The sequence below is a fragment of the Brevundimonas sp. FV1ye4L genome (assembly GCF_058681255.1).
Window position 1 is genome coordinate 3047664 of record NZ_CM178734.1, and the last position, 13528, is coordinate 3061191.

The 13528-nt window shown below is 68.8% G+C and carries 18 protein-coding genes; 10 read left to right on the top strand and 8 right to left on the bottom strand.

What is annotated here, in order from left to right:
* Window positions 1-5: 5 nt before the first annotated feature.
* From ACW17X_RS14640 to hisC, 3 genes are read left to right on the top strand one after another with little or no spacing between them, the layout of a single operon-like run.
* Window positions 6-1058, top strand: a complete 1053-nt coding sequence (locus ACW17X_RS14640) for a DUF2125 domain-containing protein (protein ID WP_492098490.1) — start codon at window positions 6-8, stop codon at window positions 1056-1058.
* Window positions 1058-1744: a hypothetical protein gene (locus ACW17X_RS14645; RefSeq protein ID WP_492098491.1), complete on the top strand. Its 687-nt coding sequence runs from the start codon at window positions 1058-1060 to the stop codon at window positions 1742-1744. The genes ACW17X_RS14640 and ACW17X_RS14645 overlap by 1 nt, the downstream gene beginning before the upstream one ends.
* Window positions 1745-1758: 14 nt before the next feature.
* The gene (gene hisC / locus ACW17X_RS14650) at window positions 1759-2856 is read left to right on the top strand and encodes a histidinol-phosphate transaminase (protein WP_492098492.1); all 1098 of its coding nucleotides are present in this window, start codon (window positions 1759-1761) and stop codon (window positions 2854-2856) included.
* 18 nt (window positions 2857-2874) lie between these two features.
* Here the strand turns inward: hisC and ACW17X_RS14655 are convergent, their stop codons facing one another.
* From ACW17X_RS14655 to ACW17X_RS14675, 5 genes are read right to left on the bottom strand one after another with little or no spacing between them, the layout of a single operon-like run.
* A complete protein-coding gene (locus tag ACW17X_RS14655; RefSeq protein ID WP_492098494.1) occupies window positions 2875-3660 on the bottom strand; it encodes a MipA/OmpV family protein in 786 nt (261 codons plus the stop codon).
* A 25-nt stretch (window positions 3661-3685) separates the two neighbouring features.
* Window positions 3686-4417 (bottom strand): lysophospholipid acyltransferase family protein, encoded by a 732-nt coding sequence (locus ACW17X_RS14660; RefSeq protein ID WP_492089009.1) that lies wholly within the window; start codon window positions 4415-4417, stop codon window positions 3686-3688.
* The gene (locus tag ACW17X_RS14665; RefSeq protein ID WP_492098495.1) at window positions 4418-5059 is read right to left on the bottom strand and encodes a YdcF family protein; all 642 of its coding nucleotides are present in this window, start codon (window positions 5057-5059) and stop codon (window positions 4418-4420) included.
* Window positions 5056-5958, bottom strand: coding sequence for a cell division protein FtsX (locus ACW17X_RS14670; RefSeq protein ID WP_492098497.1), 903 nt, complete (start codon window positions 5956-5958; stop codon window positions 5056-5058). Before ACW17X_RS14670 ends, ACW17X_RS14665 begins: the two co-directional genes overlap by 4 nt.
* On the bottom strand, window positions 5955-6674 hold the full coding sequence (locus ACW17X_RS14675; RefSeq protein ID WP_492098499.1) for a cell division ATP-binding protein FtsE: 720 nt from the start codon (window positions 6672-6674) through the stop codon (window positions 5955-5957). Before ACW17X_RS14675 ends, ACW17X_RS14670 begins: the two co-directional genes overlap by 4 nt.
* A 71-nt stretch (window positions 6675-6745) precedes the next feature.
* Between ACW17X_RS14675 and ACW17X_RS14680 the strand changes: the two genes are divergently transcribed.
* The 5 genes from ACW17X_RS14680 to ACW17X_RS14700 all read left to right on the top strand — a co-directional run bounded on the left by ACW17X_RS14680 (window position 6746) and on the right by ACW17X_RS14700 (window position 10077).
* Entirely contained in the window at window positions 6746-7786 is a 1041-nt protein-coding gene (locus ACW17X_RS14680) for an MJ0042-type zinc finger domain-containing protein (protein WP_492098501.1), read from the top strand.
* Entirely contained in the window at window positions 7779-8312 is a 534-nt protein-coding gene (locus tag ACW17X_RS14685; protein ID WP_492098503.1) for a phosphoribosyltransferase, read from the top strand. Before ACW17X_RS14680 ends, ACW17X_RS14685 begins: the two co-directional genes overlap by 8 nt.
* Before the next feature lie 121 nt (window positions 8313-8433).
* Window positions 8434-8988: a 50S ribosomal protein L21 gene (rplU, locus tag ACW17X_RS14690; protein ID WP_267515498.1), complete on the top strand. Its 555-nt coding sequence runs from the start codon at window positions 8434-8436 to the stop codon at window positions 8986-8988.
* A gap of 100 nt (window positions 8989-9088) precedes the next feature.
* Complete coding sequence (rpmA, locus tag ACW17X_RS14695; RefSeq protein WP_267515499.1) at window positions 9089-9376, top strand: 50S ribosomal protein L27; 288 nt, start codon at window positions 9089-9091, stop codon at window positions 9374-9376.
* Window positions 9377-9543: 167 nt separating this feature from the next.
* Window positions 9544-10077 carry a GNAT family N-acetyltransferase gene (locus ACW17X_RS14700; RefSeq protein WP_492098505.1) on the top strand — a complete coding sequence of 178 codons (534 nt, stop codon included), beginning with the start codon at window positions 9544-9546 and terminating at the stop codon, window positions 10075-10077.
* Window position 10078: 1 nt separating this feature from the next.
* On the opposite strand, the gene ACW17X_RS14705 is transcribed toward ACW17X_RS14700, so the two are convergent.
* From ACW17X_RS14705 to ACW17X_RS14715, 3 genes are all read right to left on the bottom strand, one after another.
* Window positions 10079-10276: a hypothetical protein gene (locus tag ACW17X_RS14705; RefSeq protein WP_267515501.1), complete on the bottom strand. Its 198-nt coding sequence runs from the start codon at window positions 10274-10276 to the stop codon at window positions 10079-10081.
* 102 nt (window positions 10277-10378) lie between these two features.
* Entirely contained in the window at window positions 10379-10870 is a 492-nt protein-coding gene (locus ACW17X_RS14710; protein WP_492098507.1) for a BA14K family protein, read from the bottom strand.
* Window positions 10871-10961: 91 nt separating this feature from the next.
* Window positions 10962-11486, bottom strand: coding sequence for a hypothetical protein (locus tag ACW17X_RS14715; protein ID WP_492098508.1), 525 nt, complete (start codon window positions 11484-11486; stop codon window positions 10962-10964).
* Window positions 11487-11699: 213 nt separating this feature from the next.
* Between ACW17X_RS14715 and ACW17X_RS14720 the strand changes: the two genes are divergently transcribed.
* Window positions 11700-12902: a threonine ammonia-lyase gene (locus tag ACW17X_RS14720; protein WP_492098510.1), complete on the top strand. Its 1203-nt coding sequence runs from the start codon at window positions 11700-11702 to the stop codon at window positions 12900-12902.
* Window positions 12883-13401 carry an FKBP-type peptidyl-prolyl cis-trans isomerase gene (locus tag ACW17X_RS14725; RefSeq protein ID WP_492098511.1) on the top strand — a complete coding sequence of 173 codons (519 nt, stop codon included), beginning with the start codon at window positions 12883-12885 and terminating at the stop codon, window positions 13399-13401. Before ACW17X_RS14720 ends, ACW17X_RS14725 begins: the two co-directional genes overlap by 20 nt.
* The last annotated feature ends 127 nt before the right edge of the window (window positions 13402-13528 follow it).

Below are 13528 nucleotides of genomic sequence, written 5' to 3' on the forward strand. Positions count from 1 at the left end.
ACCCCATGACCGAGCTTCCCATCAAGCGACACAGCCGCGCGGGCCTCTACGCCCCCTTCATCGTCGTGCTGATCGCCCTGGCCGGCTGGACGGGCTGGTGGTTCTATCTGACGCGCCAGATCGACAAGGGACTGGAGGCCCAGGCCGTGACCATGCGTCAGGCGGGCTGGGACGTGCGTTACGATGACAAGCAGATCTTAGGCTGGCCGTTCCGCGCCAATGTGAAACTGACCCAGGTGATGATCGCGGCCCCATCCGGCCACGCCATATCCGCGCCAGAGCTGAACGCCGAAGCCAACGCTTACCAGCCGACCAAATGGGTCGTCGTCGCGCCGGACGGCCTGACCCTGACCCGCGCCGGCAAGGGCAAGGTGGCGGTCAGGGGCGACGCCATCCGCATGAGCGCCAGCGGCATCGACCAACGCTGGCCCAATCTGGCGCTGGAGCTGGTCAATCCGGTCTTCACCGCCCAGGCCGACGGCGAACCCTTCCCCATCGCCCGCGCGGCGCGGATCGAATTCTATTCCCGGCCCCATCTGGAAGGCTCCACGACCCCGAGCGACGACATCGACGTGATGTTCCGTCTGGTGGACGGTCAGGGACGAAGCGACGGCCCGGTCGAGGGCTTCGCCCAGGACGGCCAACTGACCACCCAGCTTGAGGCGACCATCGGTCGGGCGGACCTGCTGAAGCTCGGGGACGCGGCCGGGGTCTTCTCACAATGGACCAAGGGCGGGGGGACGTTCCGGAAGGTGCGGGGCGATCTTCAGGCGGGCGACAGCCGCGCCACCTTGAGCAGCGAGGTGTTGAAGGCCGACGGCAACGGGCGACTGATGGGTCAGGTGGCCCTTCAGTCTCAAAAACCTCTGCCGGCCCTATCCGGCCTGCTGGAGTCGCGCCAGGGGCCCGTGAACCGGGTCGGCGCCGCCGGCGCCGCTGCGGTCGCGGGGGCGGCCGACGCCGCCGGGCGCGAAGACATGGCGCTGACCATCATCTTCCGGGACGGGCGCACCTGGCTGGGGCCCTTCCCCCTGGCCCCTGCGCCGAAGCTGTTCTGATGGGATTGCTGGAAGAACCCGAGGACGACGCCGTCCTGTCGGCGCTGGACCGGGCGGTGGTCGAGGCTGTGCGGGCCCGGGTCGCCGCCGGCCCGCGCGATCGGTTCGACGCCGCGGTGCTGGCCCTGCGCGAGCTGACGGCCGAGGTCGGCCCTGTCGAGCGCTCGGCGCTGAAGGCGCTGTGGGGGCGGATCGAGGCGGCGATAGGACCGTCCCTGGTGACGTGCGGTGGTCTGGCTCAGGCTCTCGCGACCGACCGTTATGGTCTCGGGTCCCGCCCCCTGTCCGCCGATGACGCACTGAAGGCGGTTGAAGGCGGGTCTCGCGCCATGCTCGATCTGACATCGGATCGGCCTTGGTGGGGGCGGCTGTTGGCCCGGCCAGAATTGAGGATCGTCGCCGCCCTGCCGGACGACGGCCGGGCGCGGCCCCAGGCCTTTCTGGTGTCCAAGGAAATCTCGGGCCCGACGGGGGGCGACCGCACCTTCTGGGTCACCGACAGCGGCTGGTCCGAGACCAAGATCGTGGAAGCTCTGGGCGAGGCCGGGCTGATCGCCGATCCCCTTGCGGCGGCGGGCGGCTTGAAGCTGTTCGTGTTGACGGGCTATGTGCAGGCCGAGGACGGGCGGCTGAGCAACGCCCCCGGCCGTCTGACCGGCGTCATCGGCGCCGCCCCCATCTTCTGAGTTCAAGGCTTTCCATGACCGACGCGACCCAGGGCCCCAAGCCCAAGCCCGGCATCCTCGACATCGCCCCCTATGTCGGCGGCAAGTCGTCCATCGCCGGCGTCGCCGAGCCGATGAAACTGTCCTCGAACGAGAACATGCTGGGCGCCGGCGAGAAGGCGCGCGCGGCCTATGAGGCGGCGATCAAGAACATCCACATCTACCCGGACGGGCGTGCGACCAAGCTGCGCGATGCCGTGGCGGAGAAGCATGGGCTGGAGCCCGAGCGGCTGATCTTCGGCAATGGCTCTGACGAGGTCTTCGCCTTGCTGAACCAGACCTATCTGACGGCGGGCGACAATATCGTCTGCGGCCAGTACGGCTTCCTGGCCTATCGGATCAGCGCCCTGGGCTGCGAGGCCCAGGTCAAGCTGGCGCCCGAGCCCAACTTCAAGGCCGAGGTCGATGCGCTGTTGGCCCAGGTCGATGACCGGACGAAGATCGTCTATGTCTCCAACCCGTCGAACCCGACCGGCAGCTACAACACCGGCGAGGAGATCCGCCGCTTGCACGCGGCCCTTCCGGCCAACGTCATCCTGGTGATCGACGAGGCCTATGCGGAATATGTGACCGAGGCCGACTGGGAGACCGCCTTCCCGCTGGCCAAGGCGGCCGAAAACATCGTCGTCACCCGCACCTTCTCCAAGATCCACGGTCTCGGCGGTTTGCGCATCGGCTTCGGCTATGCGCCGTTGAAGGTGGCCGAGGCCATCGACCGCATCCGCCTGCCTTTCAACGTCTCCGTGCCGGGGCTGGAGGCCGCGACCGCCGCCCTGTTCGACGAGGCGCACCAGACGGCGTCGCGTGATCTGGTGTCGAACTGGAAGCCGCGTCTGACCCAGGCCTTGCGCGGCTTCGGCCTGGAAGTCCTGCCCAGCGCCGGAAACTTCGTGCTGGTGGTGTTCGACGGCGCTGAACGCGCCGCCGCCGCCAACGACCACCTAAACACTCGGGGCGTCATCGTGCGCCCGGTCGGCGGCTATGGTCTGCCCCAGGCGCTGCGCATCACCATCGGCACCGAGGATCAGAACCGCGCCGTGATCGACGCGCTCAGCGAGTTCGCGGCGACCTGATCGGTCGCCGCCTTTCCCTCAGCCGCCGAAGCGACGGGCGAAGAAGACGCCCGTGCGGATGGTGTCGTCTTCCTGGGACAGGGGGCTGTCGGCCACGTCGCCCAGGCGGCGCTCATAATTGACCAGGGCGCCGGCGCCCCATTTATCGTTCAGGGGAACCAGCAGGAACAGGCTGGCGCCCGCGCCTTGCAGGCCGCTGCCCGGCGAATAGGCGTTGATGCCGTTGCGGGCGGCCTCGGCGGCGCTGACGCCATAATAGGCGTCGGCCAGCTTGGCGTCGCCGCCGCGGGCGTAGACCGAAACATTCATCAGCCCGATCGGCGTCACGCGCTGATGGCCGACCGAGGCGTAGTATTCCGTGCCCTCGCTGACGTCCGTCACGTCGCGGCTGACCCGCCCGCCGACCACGATATTGCCGGGCAGGCGCTTGAAGGCGTAGGCGGCGACGTCGGCGCCGAAGTCAGGGCGATCCAGGTCCAGGCCCTCGATGTCGTCGGGCGAGAAGCGCGGGCGCAGTTGCAGGCCGGCGCGGAAGTCGTCGGTCTTGATCGCATTCCAGCCCAGGCCGTCGATGGCGCTCAGATAGACGACGTCGCGATAGTTTGCGGACACCCAGGGCACGACCTGGGTCTCGGAGCCCGTGTCGCCGCCGCTGTCCTTGCTGTAGAGGGCGCCGACGCCGAGATCGACGGTCCAGCTGTCGGGCACGGGGCGCAGTTGCTCATAGGGCTGCGACTGGGCCAGGGCGGAGCCGGCGAAGGCGGTGGCGGCGACGGCGGTCAGAGCCAGGAGGCGCAGGGACATTGGGTGGTTCCTAATACGGGATCGGTCAGCCCATACGTTCGAGCTGGGCCTTTGGCTCCAAGAGGGCGGTCGAAGCCGTCTCTATGCGACTTTCCAGCAACGCCATCATCGCGCCGCGCTTCAGTCCGGCGGGGATCGGCTCCAGGAATTCGAACACCACCTTGCCCGGATAGCGGCGGAAGCCGTGGGCCGGCCAGTGGACGCCGGAGTTGGTGGCGACCGGCCAGCAGGGGCCTTCCAGATCGCGATAGATGGCCGCGACGCCGGGCTTGTAATCGCCGGGCACGCCGGGGTCGTTGCGGGTGCCCTCCGGGAAGATAACGATCTGGCGGCCTTCGGACAGCCGGTCATGAGCCTGGCGCGTCATGTCCTTCAGCGCCCTGGCGTGGCCGGCGCGGTCGACGGCGATCATCTTGGCCTTCCAGGCGAACCAGCCGAAGAAGGGCAGGGGCATCAGCTCCTTCTTCATGACGAAACAGGCGTCGGGCAGCACGGCCAGCAGGGCGACGATGTCCAGCATTCCCTGGTGCTTCGACGCGATCAGGGCCGCGCCGGACGGGGCATGCTCGAGCCCGCGCACCTCGACCTTGACCCCCGCAATCCAGCGCAGGCCGAACAGCACGATCTTCGCCCACAGCTTGCACACCCCCTGCACATAGCGGTGCGGCGCCAGAAGTATGGGCGACAGGCCGATGGCGACGATCGGCATCGACAGATAGAGCCAGGCGGTGAAGAGCAGGGAACGCAGGGTGTTCACTTAGGCAGGGGCCTTTTCGGGGGGAAGGTCGGAGACAGGGGTGTCGGAAGAGGGGGCGTCGCGGCTGAGGCGACGGACGCCCTCGCGACCCAGGGCGGCCAGATATTTCATGTACTCCAGCGTCATCCGACGCGCCGTCACCGTCGCCCGCCACCAGTGCCGATTGTCCAGCGACGGGGTCGAGACGGCGTAGGGGGTCAGTTTGACGCCCGGCAGCTGGCCGCGAATCTCCACCAGGGAACGGGGCATATGATAGTCGGAGGTGACGACGATCAGGTCGTCATAGCCCTTGGAGCGCGCCCAGGCGGCGATCTCCTGGGCGTTGCCGACGGTGTCCTCGGCCTCGAAGCCCAGGTCGACGCAGCAGTTGAACAGGCGGCTGGAGCCCGGCGTCAGCTCGCGCAGCTCGCGACGACGGACCTCGCGATTGACGCCCGAGATCAGGACGCGCTGGCCCTTGCCCTGTTCCAGCAGGCGGATGGCGGCGTTGACCCGTTCGGCGGACGGGCCGGTCAGGGCCACGATGGCGTCGGCCTGAGCGGGATCGTCGGCGGGCGTCAGCTCGCGCACCCGGTGGGCGAAAGCGAACAGGCCGACCAGCCAGATCAGGACGACGATGCCGACGACGACGAGCAGCCTCACGCCTTCCTCCTGCCTGAGCCCAGCACCTGCATGGCGGCGAATCTGGCCGCGACAAGCGCCACCGTAGCCGCCAGCAGCGGACATGGCGAGAGCAGCAGCAGGTCGCCCCAGGTCACGGGCAGGGCCTGGGTCAGGCCGTCCGAGCCGCCCAGGAACCGCAGGAAGGCCAGCAGCAGGCCTGCTGCTCCCGCTCCGACGGCGCCGGCGCCGGCCGCGATCAGGGCGAAACGCCTTTGGAACAGCCAGGCGATGCGTCCGTCGGTCGCGCCATTCAGGCTGAGGGTCTCGATCACCCCGCGCCCGGCGGCCAGACCGGCGCGGGTGGCGTAGGCGATGGCGGCGGCGGCGGCGAAGGCGGTGGCCAGGAAGGCGGCGCCGGCCAGGGTGGTGATCAGGGCGGCCGAGCGTTCGACCTCGCCGCGCCACAGGCTGTGGTCATCGACGGTGGCGTCCAGCCCGGCCTCGGCCAGGGCCCGGCTCAGGGTCAAGGCGCTGGCGGGTGCGTCGGGTTTCAGACGCACCGTCACCAAATGGGGCAGGGGCAGATCCGGCAGGACCGCGTCGCCCAGCCAGGGACGCAGCAGATCCTCGGCCGCCTTGCGGTCCAGGGCTGCCGCCTCTTCGACCCCTTCAACGCCCGACAGGGTTTCGGCCGCGCGGGCGGCGGCGGTGTCGCCGCTTTCGCCGACGCGGGGGCGGACCTGGACCGTGGCCTCCGACCCCAGTTGGCGCGCCCAGCCGTGGGCGGCGCGGTCGGCGGCCGAGGCGGCGACGGCGGCCAGACAGGCCAGGAAGCACAGGACGGCGATGACGGTCATCAGCCAGGGCTCGCCTGCGGCTGCGGGCGGCAGCAGGCCGGGCCGCCCCCTCGACAGGCGGAAGTCGGACAGCCGGATCATGCCGCGACCCTCGCGGCCTTGCCGAGCCGTCCCTGGTCCAGCCTCAGCACCTGAGCGCCCGAGCGTTCGGCCAGGGCCTGGTCGTGGCTGGCGATCAGGACGGTGGCGCCCAGACGGTTCAACGACTGGAACAGGCGCAGCAGTTTCTCGGCCATGACGGCGTCCACGCTGCCGGTCGGTTCGTCGGCGACGATCAGGCCGGGCCGGGTGATGACGGCGCGGGCGATGGCCAGACGCTGTTTCTCCCCGCCGGACAGGGCTGGGGGACGGGCGTCCATCCGACGGCCCAGGCCGACCCATTTCAGCATCTCTTCCACATCGGCGGCGTAGTCGGCCTCGCGCCCGCCCGCCAGCCGCAAGGGCAGGGCGACGTTGTCGAAGGCCGACAGATGGTCCAGCAGGCGGAAATCCTGGAACACCACCCCCATGCGGCGGCGAAAGGCCGGGATGTCGCGCCGGTCGATGTCTGAGACGTCGGCGCCGAACAGGCGAATCGTCCCCGTGGTCGGTCGGTCGGCCAGGGTCAGAAGCCGTAGCAGCGAAGACTTTCCGGCTCCGGACGGCCCGGTAAGGAAGTGGAAAGAGCCTCGCGTCAGAATGAGGTTAACGTCTCGCAGCACGTCGGGCGCGTCCGCATAGCCGAAACCCACGCCCGACAGGCGGACGGTCTCGGTCACGGGGGCGGCATCGGCGGCGCTGGTTGGCGAGGACGGCATAGAGTTTGTTTCAGGGACAGGGCGCGAAATCGCGCCTTACAGGAGGGGGCGAGAGCCTCGCAGTCAGCGACATGATACTGACCTGCCCCGCCTGCGCCACCAGCTATTTCATTCCCGACGACGCCATGGGCGCGAACGGGCGCAAGGTGCGTTGCAAATCGTGCGGCGAAATCTGGCGCGCGACCAGCGATGAACCCCTGGAATTGAACGTCGCGCCCGAGCCGCGCGTCATTCCGACACCCGAGCCGGACGCCGCATCCGAGCCCGCCAGTCTGGCCGAGACCCCGGCGCCGGAATTGCCCAAGGCTTTCCGCGCCCGCGCCGAGCAGCAGCGTCGCCTGCGCCGCGCCGCGACCCATGGCGTGGTCTGGGCCGGCCTGGCCAGCGCCTTTATCGGCGTGATCGTTTCGGCCTTCCTGTTCCGGATCGAGGTGGTCGAGGCCTTCCCCCGCGCCGCCGCCGCCTATGCCGCCGTCGGGGCGCCTGTGAACCCAGTCGGCCTGGACTTCGAAGCCATGACCGCCAAGGAAGTCGCCACCCATCCGGGGATGGTTCTGGTCTCGGGCGCTCTGCGCAACGTCCGTGACGCCGAGATCGTGGCCGCGCCGGTCCGTGTCGCCCTGCTGGACGAGCATGGCGCCGAGGTCGGATTCAAGATCGTGACCATCGACGCCGCCCCGGTCCTGCCCGGAAAGGTGCAAGGGTTCGCTGTGCTCATCCCCGATCCTGGCGGCCATGCGGCCGATATCGGCGTCAACTTCGTGACGGCGGAAACCTCCCACGCCAAGCGGGCGAAGGATCATGGCTCTGATGGCCATGCTGCGCCGGCAAAGGCGCATGGGGACGGTCACGGCGAGGATCACGCGGCGCCGGCTCATCCCCCGGCGGACGCACATCCCGCAACTGACGCCCATCCTCCGGCTGACTCTCATGCCCCCGCTGACCATGCCCCGGCAGACGCCCATGCTGAGCTTGCGCCCGCCTCAAACGGCCTGCGTTCGGCCGTGGCGCCGGGGCTCGGCGGGCGCGGCGCAGGCGCTCCGATCGAGGCACGGCCCATTCCCGTGGTGGACAGAGGTCATGGCGAGGCGGTATCCGCCTCGCATGGCTGATCTCTCTCCTGAGCCGACCGTCCTCCTGGCCGAGGCCGACATCGCCCGCGTCGTGGCGGATCTCGCGGCGCGCATCGCGCCGGTCATCGACGACGAGACGGTCGCCGCCGTCCTGCTGACCGGCGGTCTGTGGTTCGCCGCCGACCTGACCCGCGCCCTGTCGCGGGTCGGGCGCAATGTCCGGTTCGACGCCCTGTGGCTGACCTCCTATGGCGATGAAAAGACCAGTCGCGGCAAAATCGACGTCTATGCGCCGTTTCAGCGTCCCATCGCCGGCCGGAAGGTCCTGATCCTGGATGACGTCTTCGACACCGGCCTGTCCCTGGCCGAGGCGGTGCGGATCGCCCGCGAGGGCGGCGCGTCCGAAGTCCTGACCTGCGTCTTCGCCCGCAAGCCCTGGCCCGCCCCTCGCGCGCCCGAGCCCGACTTCGTCGGCTGGGAGGCCCCGAACCGCTTCCTGGTGGGCTATGGCCTCGACAACGCGGGCGGATTGCGTGGCCTGCCGGACATCTGCGCGCTGGACTGACGATAAAGCGACCGGTTCGGCGTTGACTCCGAGACGCCCTTCCGTATATGTCGCCGCTCTTCGCCCCCGGGGGTCTCTCCGGAGGGCGTCTTCATTTTTGCGTTTGCGCTGAGGCTTCAACATGTACGCGGTGATCAAGACCGGCGGCAAGCAGTACCGGGTCCAACCGGGCGATACGATTGTCGTCGAAAAGCTCGATGGCGACGCCGGCTCGGAGCTGAAGTTCGACAGCGTCCTGATGCTGGGCGGCGACAAGGGCGTGACCCTGGGCGCTCCCCTGATCGACGGCGCCTTCGTCGGCGCGACCCTGGTCGAAACCCGCAAGGGTGAGAAGATCAAGATCTTCAAGAAGACCCGCCGTCAGGGCTATCGCCGCACCAACGGCCACCGCCAGATGGAATCGGTCCTGCGCATCACCGGCATCGAAGGCGCCGGCGAGACCGCCAAGTGGGACGGCAAGGTCGATCTGACGACCAAGGCCGAGATCAACCTGCGGGCCCGCAATCTGGCCACCCGCGGCGCGACCTCCGCGCTGGGTTCGACCGAGACGGTCGTGACCGACGTGGACGGCGCCGAGATCAAGGGCGTCGTGGTCGAGAGCTCGGCTCCCGCCAAGAAGGCCCCGGCCAAGAAGAAGGCTGCGCCCAAGGCTGAAGCCGCCGGCGACGAAGCCTAAGACATTCACCGGCGCCTCACCGCGCCAGACCAGTTAAAGAGAGACGTCCTCAAGTAGGCCGAACGGCCGGTAGGACACTCAAGAAAGACGGAGCGGCAAGATGGCTCACAAGAAATCCGGTGGTTCGTCGCGTAACGGTCGCGACTCCGAGTCGAAGCGCCTGGGCGTGAAGAAGTATGGCGGCGAGCGCGTGCTGGCCGGCAACATCATCGTGCGCCAACGCGGCACCACCTTCCATCCGGGTGAGAACATCGGCATGGGCCGCGACCACACCCTGTTCGCCCTGACGCACGGCGCGGTGAAATTCACCAAGAAAGCCGGCGGCCGATGCTATGTGTCGATCCTCGCGGCGAATGACGACGCCGCTCAGGCGCTCGCCGCCGAGTAACGCAGTCTGGAAATCTCCGGATCGCGTTGCTCCTGAAAGCAGCCGATCCGGACCAGGGAAGATATTCCGCGGGGAGTCTGGATCACCAGGCTCCCCGTTTGCGTTTCCCCGCCTCGAAGACCGTCCGAGCCCTCCAAGGAGGCGGTCCCTGAGAGAGGCGACTGCCCATGTGCGTCATAGAAACCTCCCCCGTCGTCGAGACGCGGCGTCTGGTGCTGCGCGCGCCTGCGCCGCAGGACGCGCCCCGGATTGCGGTTCTGGCCAATGATCTGGACATTGCGCGGATGACAAAGCGGATGCCGCACCCGTTCCGCGTTCAGGACGCCGACGACTTTGTGCTTCAGGTCGCGTCTCAGGATCCGGCGCGGGCCAATACCTTCATCATCGAGCACGAGGCGGCGGGACCGGTCGGGGTCATCGGCCTGTTCGAAGGCGAGGATCGCGTGCCCGAGGCCGGCTACTGGATCGGGCGCGACTACTGGGGGCGGGGCTTCGCCACCGAGGCCCTGGACGCCGCCCTGGTCTGGGCCAGCCGCAAGTGGAAGCGTCGGGCGCTGGTCGCCGGGCATTTCGCCGACAATCCGGCGTCAGGCCGGGTGCTGGAAAAGGCCGGCTTCCTTTACACCGGCGAGACGCGTCGGGCCTGGAGCCGGGCGCGGCGGGCCGAGGCGGATACGCGGATGATGGTGTGGCTGGCCTGATCTAGCCGGCGGCGAGGCCGGGGCCGAAGACGGCGGCGGCGCCCAGGACGCTGGCGATCAGCATGGCTGCGGCCCCGGCGACGAAGGCCGTTGCCGTGCGGGCGCGACGGCGCCGCGCGCCGCCGGCGCGGTATTTGCGGATCAGGATCATGGGGCCTCGGGTAAAGGCCTCGGACCCGATGATGTTGTGCTGGGACAAGAAGGCGCTCCCCGACTGTCTCGTGAGCGGGGATCTGTCCGGGGTCGGAGTGGTCAGAAGATGGCGATCCGCGTTACCGGGATCCCATCTTCGTGAGCGGGGTCAGCCGCAGAAGACGAACCGCCCGTCATAGGTCCGGTAATAGCCGCTGGCGGGATCGTAGGAGCGGTAGGCGCTGCGGCACCAATCCATGCGCCGCACATCGCGGTCGCCACGCCCGTAGGTCGAGCCGCCGCCGGGGTAGATCAGGTCTGGCCGGCCGTAGGCGCCGGGATAGACGCTGGGGCCATAGCCGTAGCCTGAGGCGCGGTAGCGGCGCGGATGCGTCTGCCGCTGATCCCGCCAGGCGGCGCCGCAGTCGGTGCGGCCGGCGTCCCAATAGGCGTCGCAGCGGTAGTCGCCCGGTCGGTCGCCCTGACCGTTGAAGGCGTAGCGGGCGCCGTAGTCCCTGGCGCCGTAGCTCGGGGAGCGATAGGCGTCTCGCCCCTGATAGGCTCCGTGGTCGTAGCGGGACGGGGCGTCGTACCAGGTCTGGGCCACCGCTGGTGCGGAGGACAGGGCCGTGGCGACGGCGGCGATCAGGGCGAGTCTCATGATGTATCCCCAGGGCGGCCGAAGGCCGGGGCGGATGGGAACGCTTACTGAAGACGCTTACTGAAAACCCTTACGGGGCAGGCTTACCGAACTAGAGCGTCACATTGACGACGCGACCGCCCCGGGTGTCAACGCGCCGCATCAGCACCAGGGGGGCTTCGTCGCCCGTGCGCACCGGAACGATCAGGAACCAGCCGCCGTCGGGCAGGCCGCTGAAGCGGAAGCGGCCGTTGGCGCAGGTCTCGGAGCGGACGAAGCCGCTGTAGTTGGCGTTGGCGTCGGGTACGGTGCGGGCGCGAACGACGGCGGCAGGGACGGCGGCCCGGTCGGTCGAACCGTACAGCGTGCGGAAGCGGGCGCGGGTGTAGGGGGTGACGGGCGTCAAGCCGACGGAGGCGACGCAGTCATAGGTCTTGCCGTCCTGAACATAGGCGACGCGGCCCTCGATGGCGGCCTGGCCCGAGCGTTCCGACCAGGCGAAGTCGGCCGGGTTGAAGGCGGCGGGGCCGCTGACGGGGCCGCCGCCGGGATAGGTTGTGGGCGCGCAGGCCGATACGGCGGCCGCGGTCAGGACGGCGGCGAGAACGGCGCGGGGGGCGAGGGGACGGATCGACATAGGCTTCCTCCGGAAATCCGGCCTGCCCTCGGGGAGGCGGGGCCGGAATGATCGTGGACCGGTCGCGGGGGTGCGACGGCCCTCTATCGCACGAGCGATAACGTCTGTTCCACGGTCAAGGTTGCACCCTCTGGACCCGGAACCGACAAAGCGCGAAACAGGCGGGAGAATTGGTCGGGCGCGCCGCCCGGCCGCCTGTATTGGAGTGCGCCCATGACCGTCACCTTCGCCGATATCGAGGCGGCCCGAGGCCGAATCGCCGGTCAGGTCGATCGCACCCCGACCCGCTACTCCCGCAAACTGTCGCAACTGACGGGGGCCGAGGTCTGGGTCAAGTTCGACAACCTGCACTTCACCGGCAGTTTCAAGGAGCGCGGGGCGCTGAACCGGCTGCTGATGCTGACGCCAGAAGAGCGCAAGCGCGGGGTGGTGGCGGCCAGCGCCGGGAACCATGCCCAGGCCCTAGCCTATCACGGCGGGCGGCTGGGGGTGCCGGTGACCATCGTGATGCCGGAGGGCACGCCTTTCGCCAAGATCAACGGCACCCGGTCGCACGGGGCGACCGTGGTGATCGAGGGGCTGGACTTCACCGGATCGACGGAGGAGGCCAAGCGGCTTGAGGTCGAGAAGGGTTATGTCTTCGTCTCGGCCTTCGATGACGAAGGCATCGTGGCGGGCCAGGGGGTCTGCGCCATCGAGTTCCTGGAGGACGCGCCGGACCTGGAAGCCCTGTTGATCCCCATCGGCGGGGGCGGTCTGATCGCCGGCTGCGCCATTGCGGCCAAGGCGATGAAGCCGAACATCAAGGTGTTCGGGGTCGAGGCGGCGCGATACCCGTCCTTTACCGCACGGCGGGCGGGCAAGCCGCCGGTCTGCACCGGTCAGACCCTCGCCGAGGGCATCGCCATCAAGGCGGTGGGCGAGATCCCCTTCGCCCTGGCCGATTCGCTGGTGGACGAGGTCTTCGTCTGCGAGGAGGCGGACTTCGAACGGGCTGTGGCCCATTACGTCACCTATGAGAAGACGGTCTCGGAGGGCGCGGGCGCGGGCGGCCTGGCGGCCCTGCTGGCCTATCCCGAACGGTTCAAGGGGATGAAGGTCGGGCTGGAGCTGTGCGGCGGCAATATCGATGCGCGGATGCTGGCGGTGGTGCTGAACCGCGAGATGGTCCGTGAACGGAGGTTGATCGTCTATCGCATCCTGGGCGACGACCGGCCGGGCATGTTGTCGGCCATGGCGGCGGTGATCGGCGGCCTGGGCGGCAATATCATCGACGTGGTCCACAACCGGCTGGCCCTGGACGTGCCGGCCAAGGGCGCGGAGTTCGACATCATGGTCGAAACGCGCGATAGCGCCCACGCCGACGAGATCGGCGAAGCCTTGAAGGAACGCGGCTATGAACTTCGGATGGGGTAGGGCGGCGGTTGTCGCCGTTCTGATGCTGGCGGGCTGCGGCCGGTCGGAGCCGGTCGATCCGAACGCCGGCAAGGCGGAAGCCGCCGCCTTCATGGAGAAGAACGCCAAGGCAGAGGACGTCGTGACCCTGCCGAGCGGGCTTCAGTACCGGGTCGTCCAGTCGGGTGCGGCGGGCGGCGTCAGCCCGGACCGCAACGACCTGGTCAAGGTCGATTACGAGGGCAAGCTGGTCGACAATACGGTGTTCGACAGCTCGTTCGCGCGCGGGGCACCGGCGGTGTTTACGCCCGAGACCGTGGTGCCCGGCTGGACCGAGGCCCTGCAGAAGATGCGCGTCGGCGACGAGTGGATCCTGTTCGTGCCGCCGGCCCTGGGTTACGGCGAGGTCGGCGGGGGCAGCGATATTCCGCCCAACGCTGTGCTGATCTTCCGGTTGAAGCTGCTGGATGTGGCGCCTGTGCCGGGCGGCGGATCGGGCGACGGGACCGGGATGGGGTGAACTGTCCGCCTCTCGGTCGGGGCGGAGGGGCGGAATAGACTCATTCCACGCTAAAAAAATGGAGTCTATTTTCGTCTATTCTGGCGCGTCGGGGACCAGGTGCGGTAGCGATGTCAAAGACCCGGCG

Coding starts and splice junctions, on each gene's coding strand:
- ACW17X_RS14640 (WP_492098490.1), top strand. CDS start 6: ATGACCGAGCTTCCCATCAAGCGACACAGCCGCGCGGGCCTCTACGCC.
- ACW17X_RS14645 (WP_492098491.1), top strand. CDS start 1,058: ATGGGATTGCTGGAAGAACCCGAGGACGACGCCGTCCTGTCGGCGCTG.
- hisC (WP_492098492.1), top strand. CDS start 1,759: ATGACCGACGCGACCCAGGGCCCCAAGCCCAAGCCCGGCATCCTCGAC.
- ACW17X_RS14655 (WP_492098494.1), bottom strand. CDS start 3,660: ATGTCCCTGCGCCTCCTGGCTCTGACCGCCGTCGCCGCCACCGCCTTC.
- ACW17X_RS14670 (WP_492098497.1), bottom strand. CDS start 5,958: ATGATCCGGCTGTCCGACTTCCGCCTGTCGAGGGGGCGGCCCGGCCTG.
- ACW17X_RS14675 (WP_492098499.1), bottom strand. CDS start 6,674: ATGCCGTCCTCGCCAACCAGCGCCGCCGATGCCGCCCCCGTGACCGAG.
- ACW17X_RS14680 (WP_492098501.1), top strand. CDS start 6,746: ATGATACTGACCTGCCCCGCCTGCGCCACCAGCTATTTCATTCCCGAC.
- ACW17X_RS14685 (WP_492098503.1), top strand. CDS start 7,779: ATGGCTGATCTCTCTCCTGAGCCGACCGTCCTCCTGGCCGAGGCCGAC.
- rplU (WP_267515498.1), top strand. CDS start 8,434: ATGTACGCGGTGATCAAGACCGGCGGCAAGCAGTACCGGGTCCAACCG.
- rpmA (WP_267515499.1), top strand. CDS start 9,089: ATGGCTCACAAGAAATCCGGTGGTTCGTCGCGTAACGGTCGCGACTCC.
- ACW17X_RS14700 (WP_492098505.1), top strand. CDS start 9,544: ATGTGCGTCATAGAAACCTCCCCCGTCGTCGAGACGCGGCGTCTGGTG.
- ACW17X_RS14710 (WP_492098507.1), bottom strand. CDS start 10,870: ATGAGACTCGCCCTGATCGCCGCCGTCGCCACGGCCCTGTCCTCCGCA.
- ACW17X_RS14715 (WP_492098508.1), bottom strand. CDS start 11,486: ATGTCGATCCGTCCCCTCGCCCCCCGCGCCGTTCTCGCCGCCGTCCTG.
- ACW17X_RS14720 (WP_492098510.1), top strand. CDS start 11,700: ATGACCGTCACCTTCGCCGATATCGAGGCGGCCCGAGGCCGAATCGCC.
- ACW17X_RS14725 (WP_492098511.1), top strand. CDS start 12,883: ATGAACTTCGGATGGGGTAGGGCGGCGGTTGTCGCCGTTCTGATGCTG.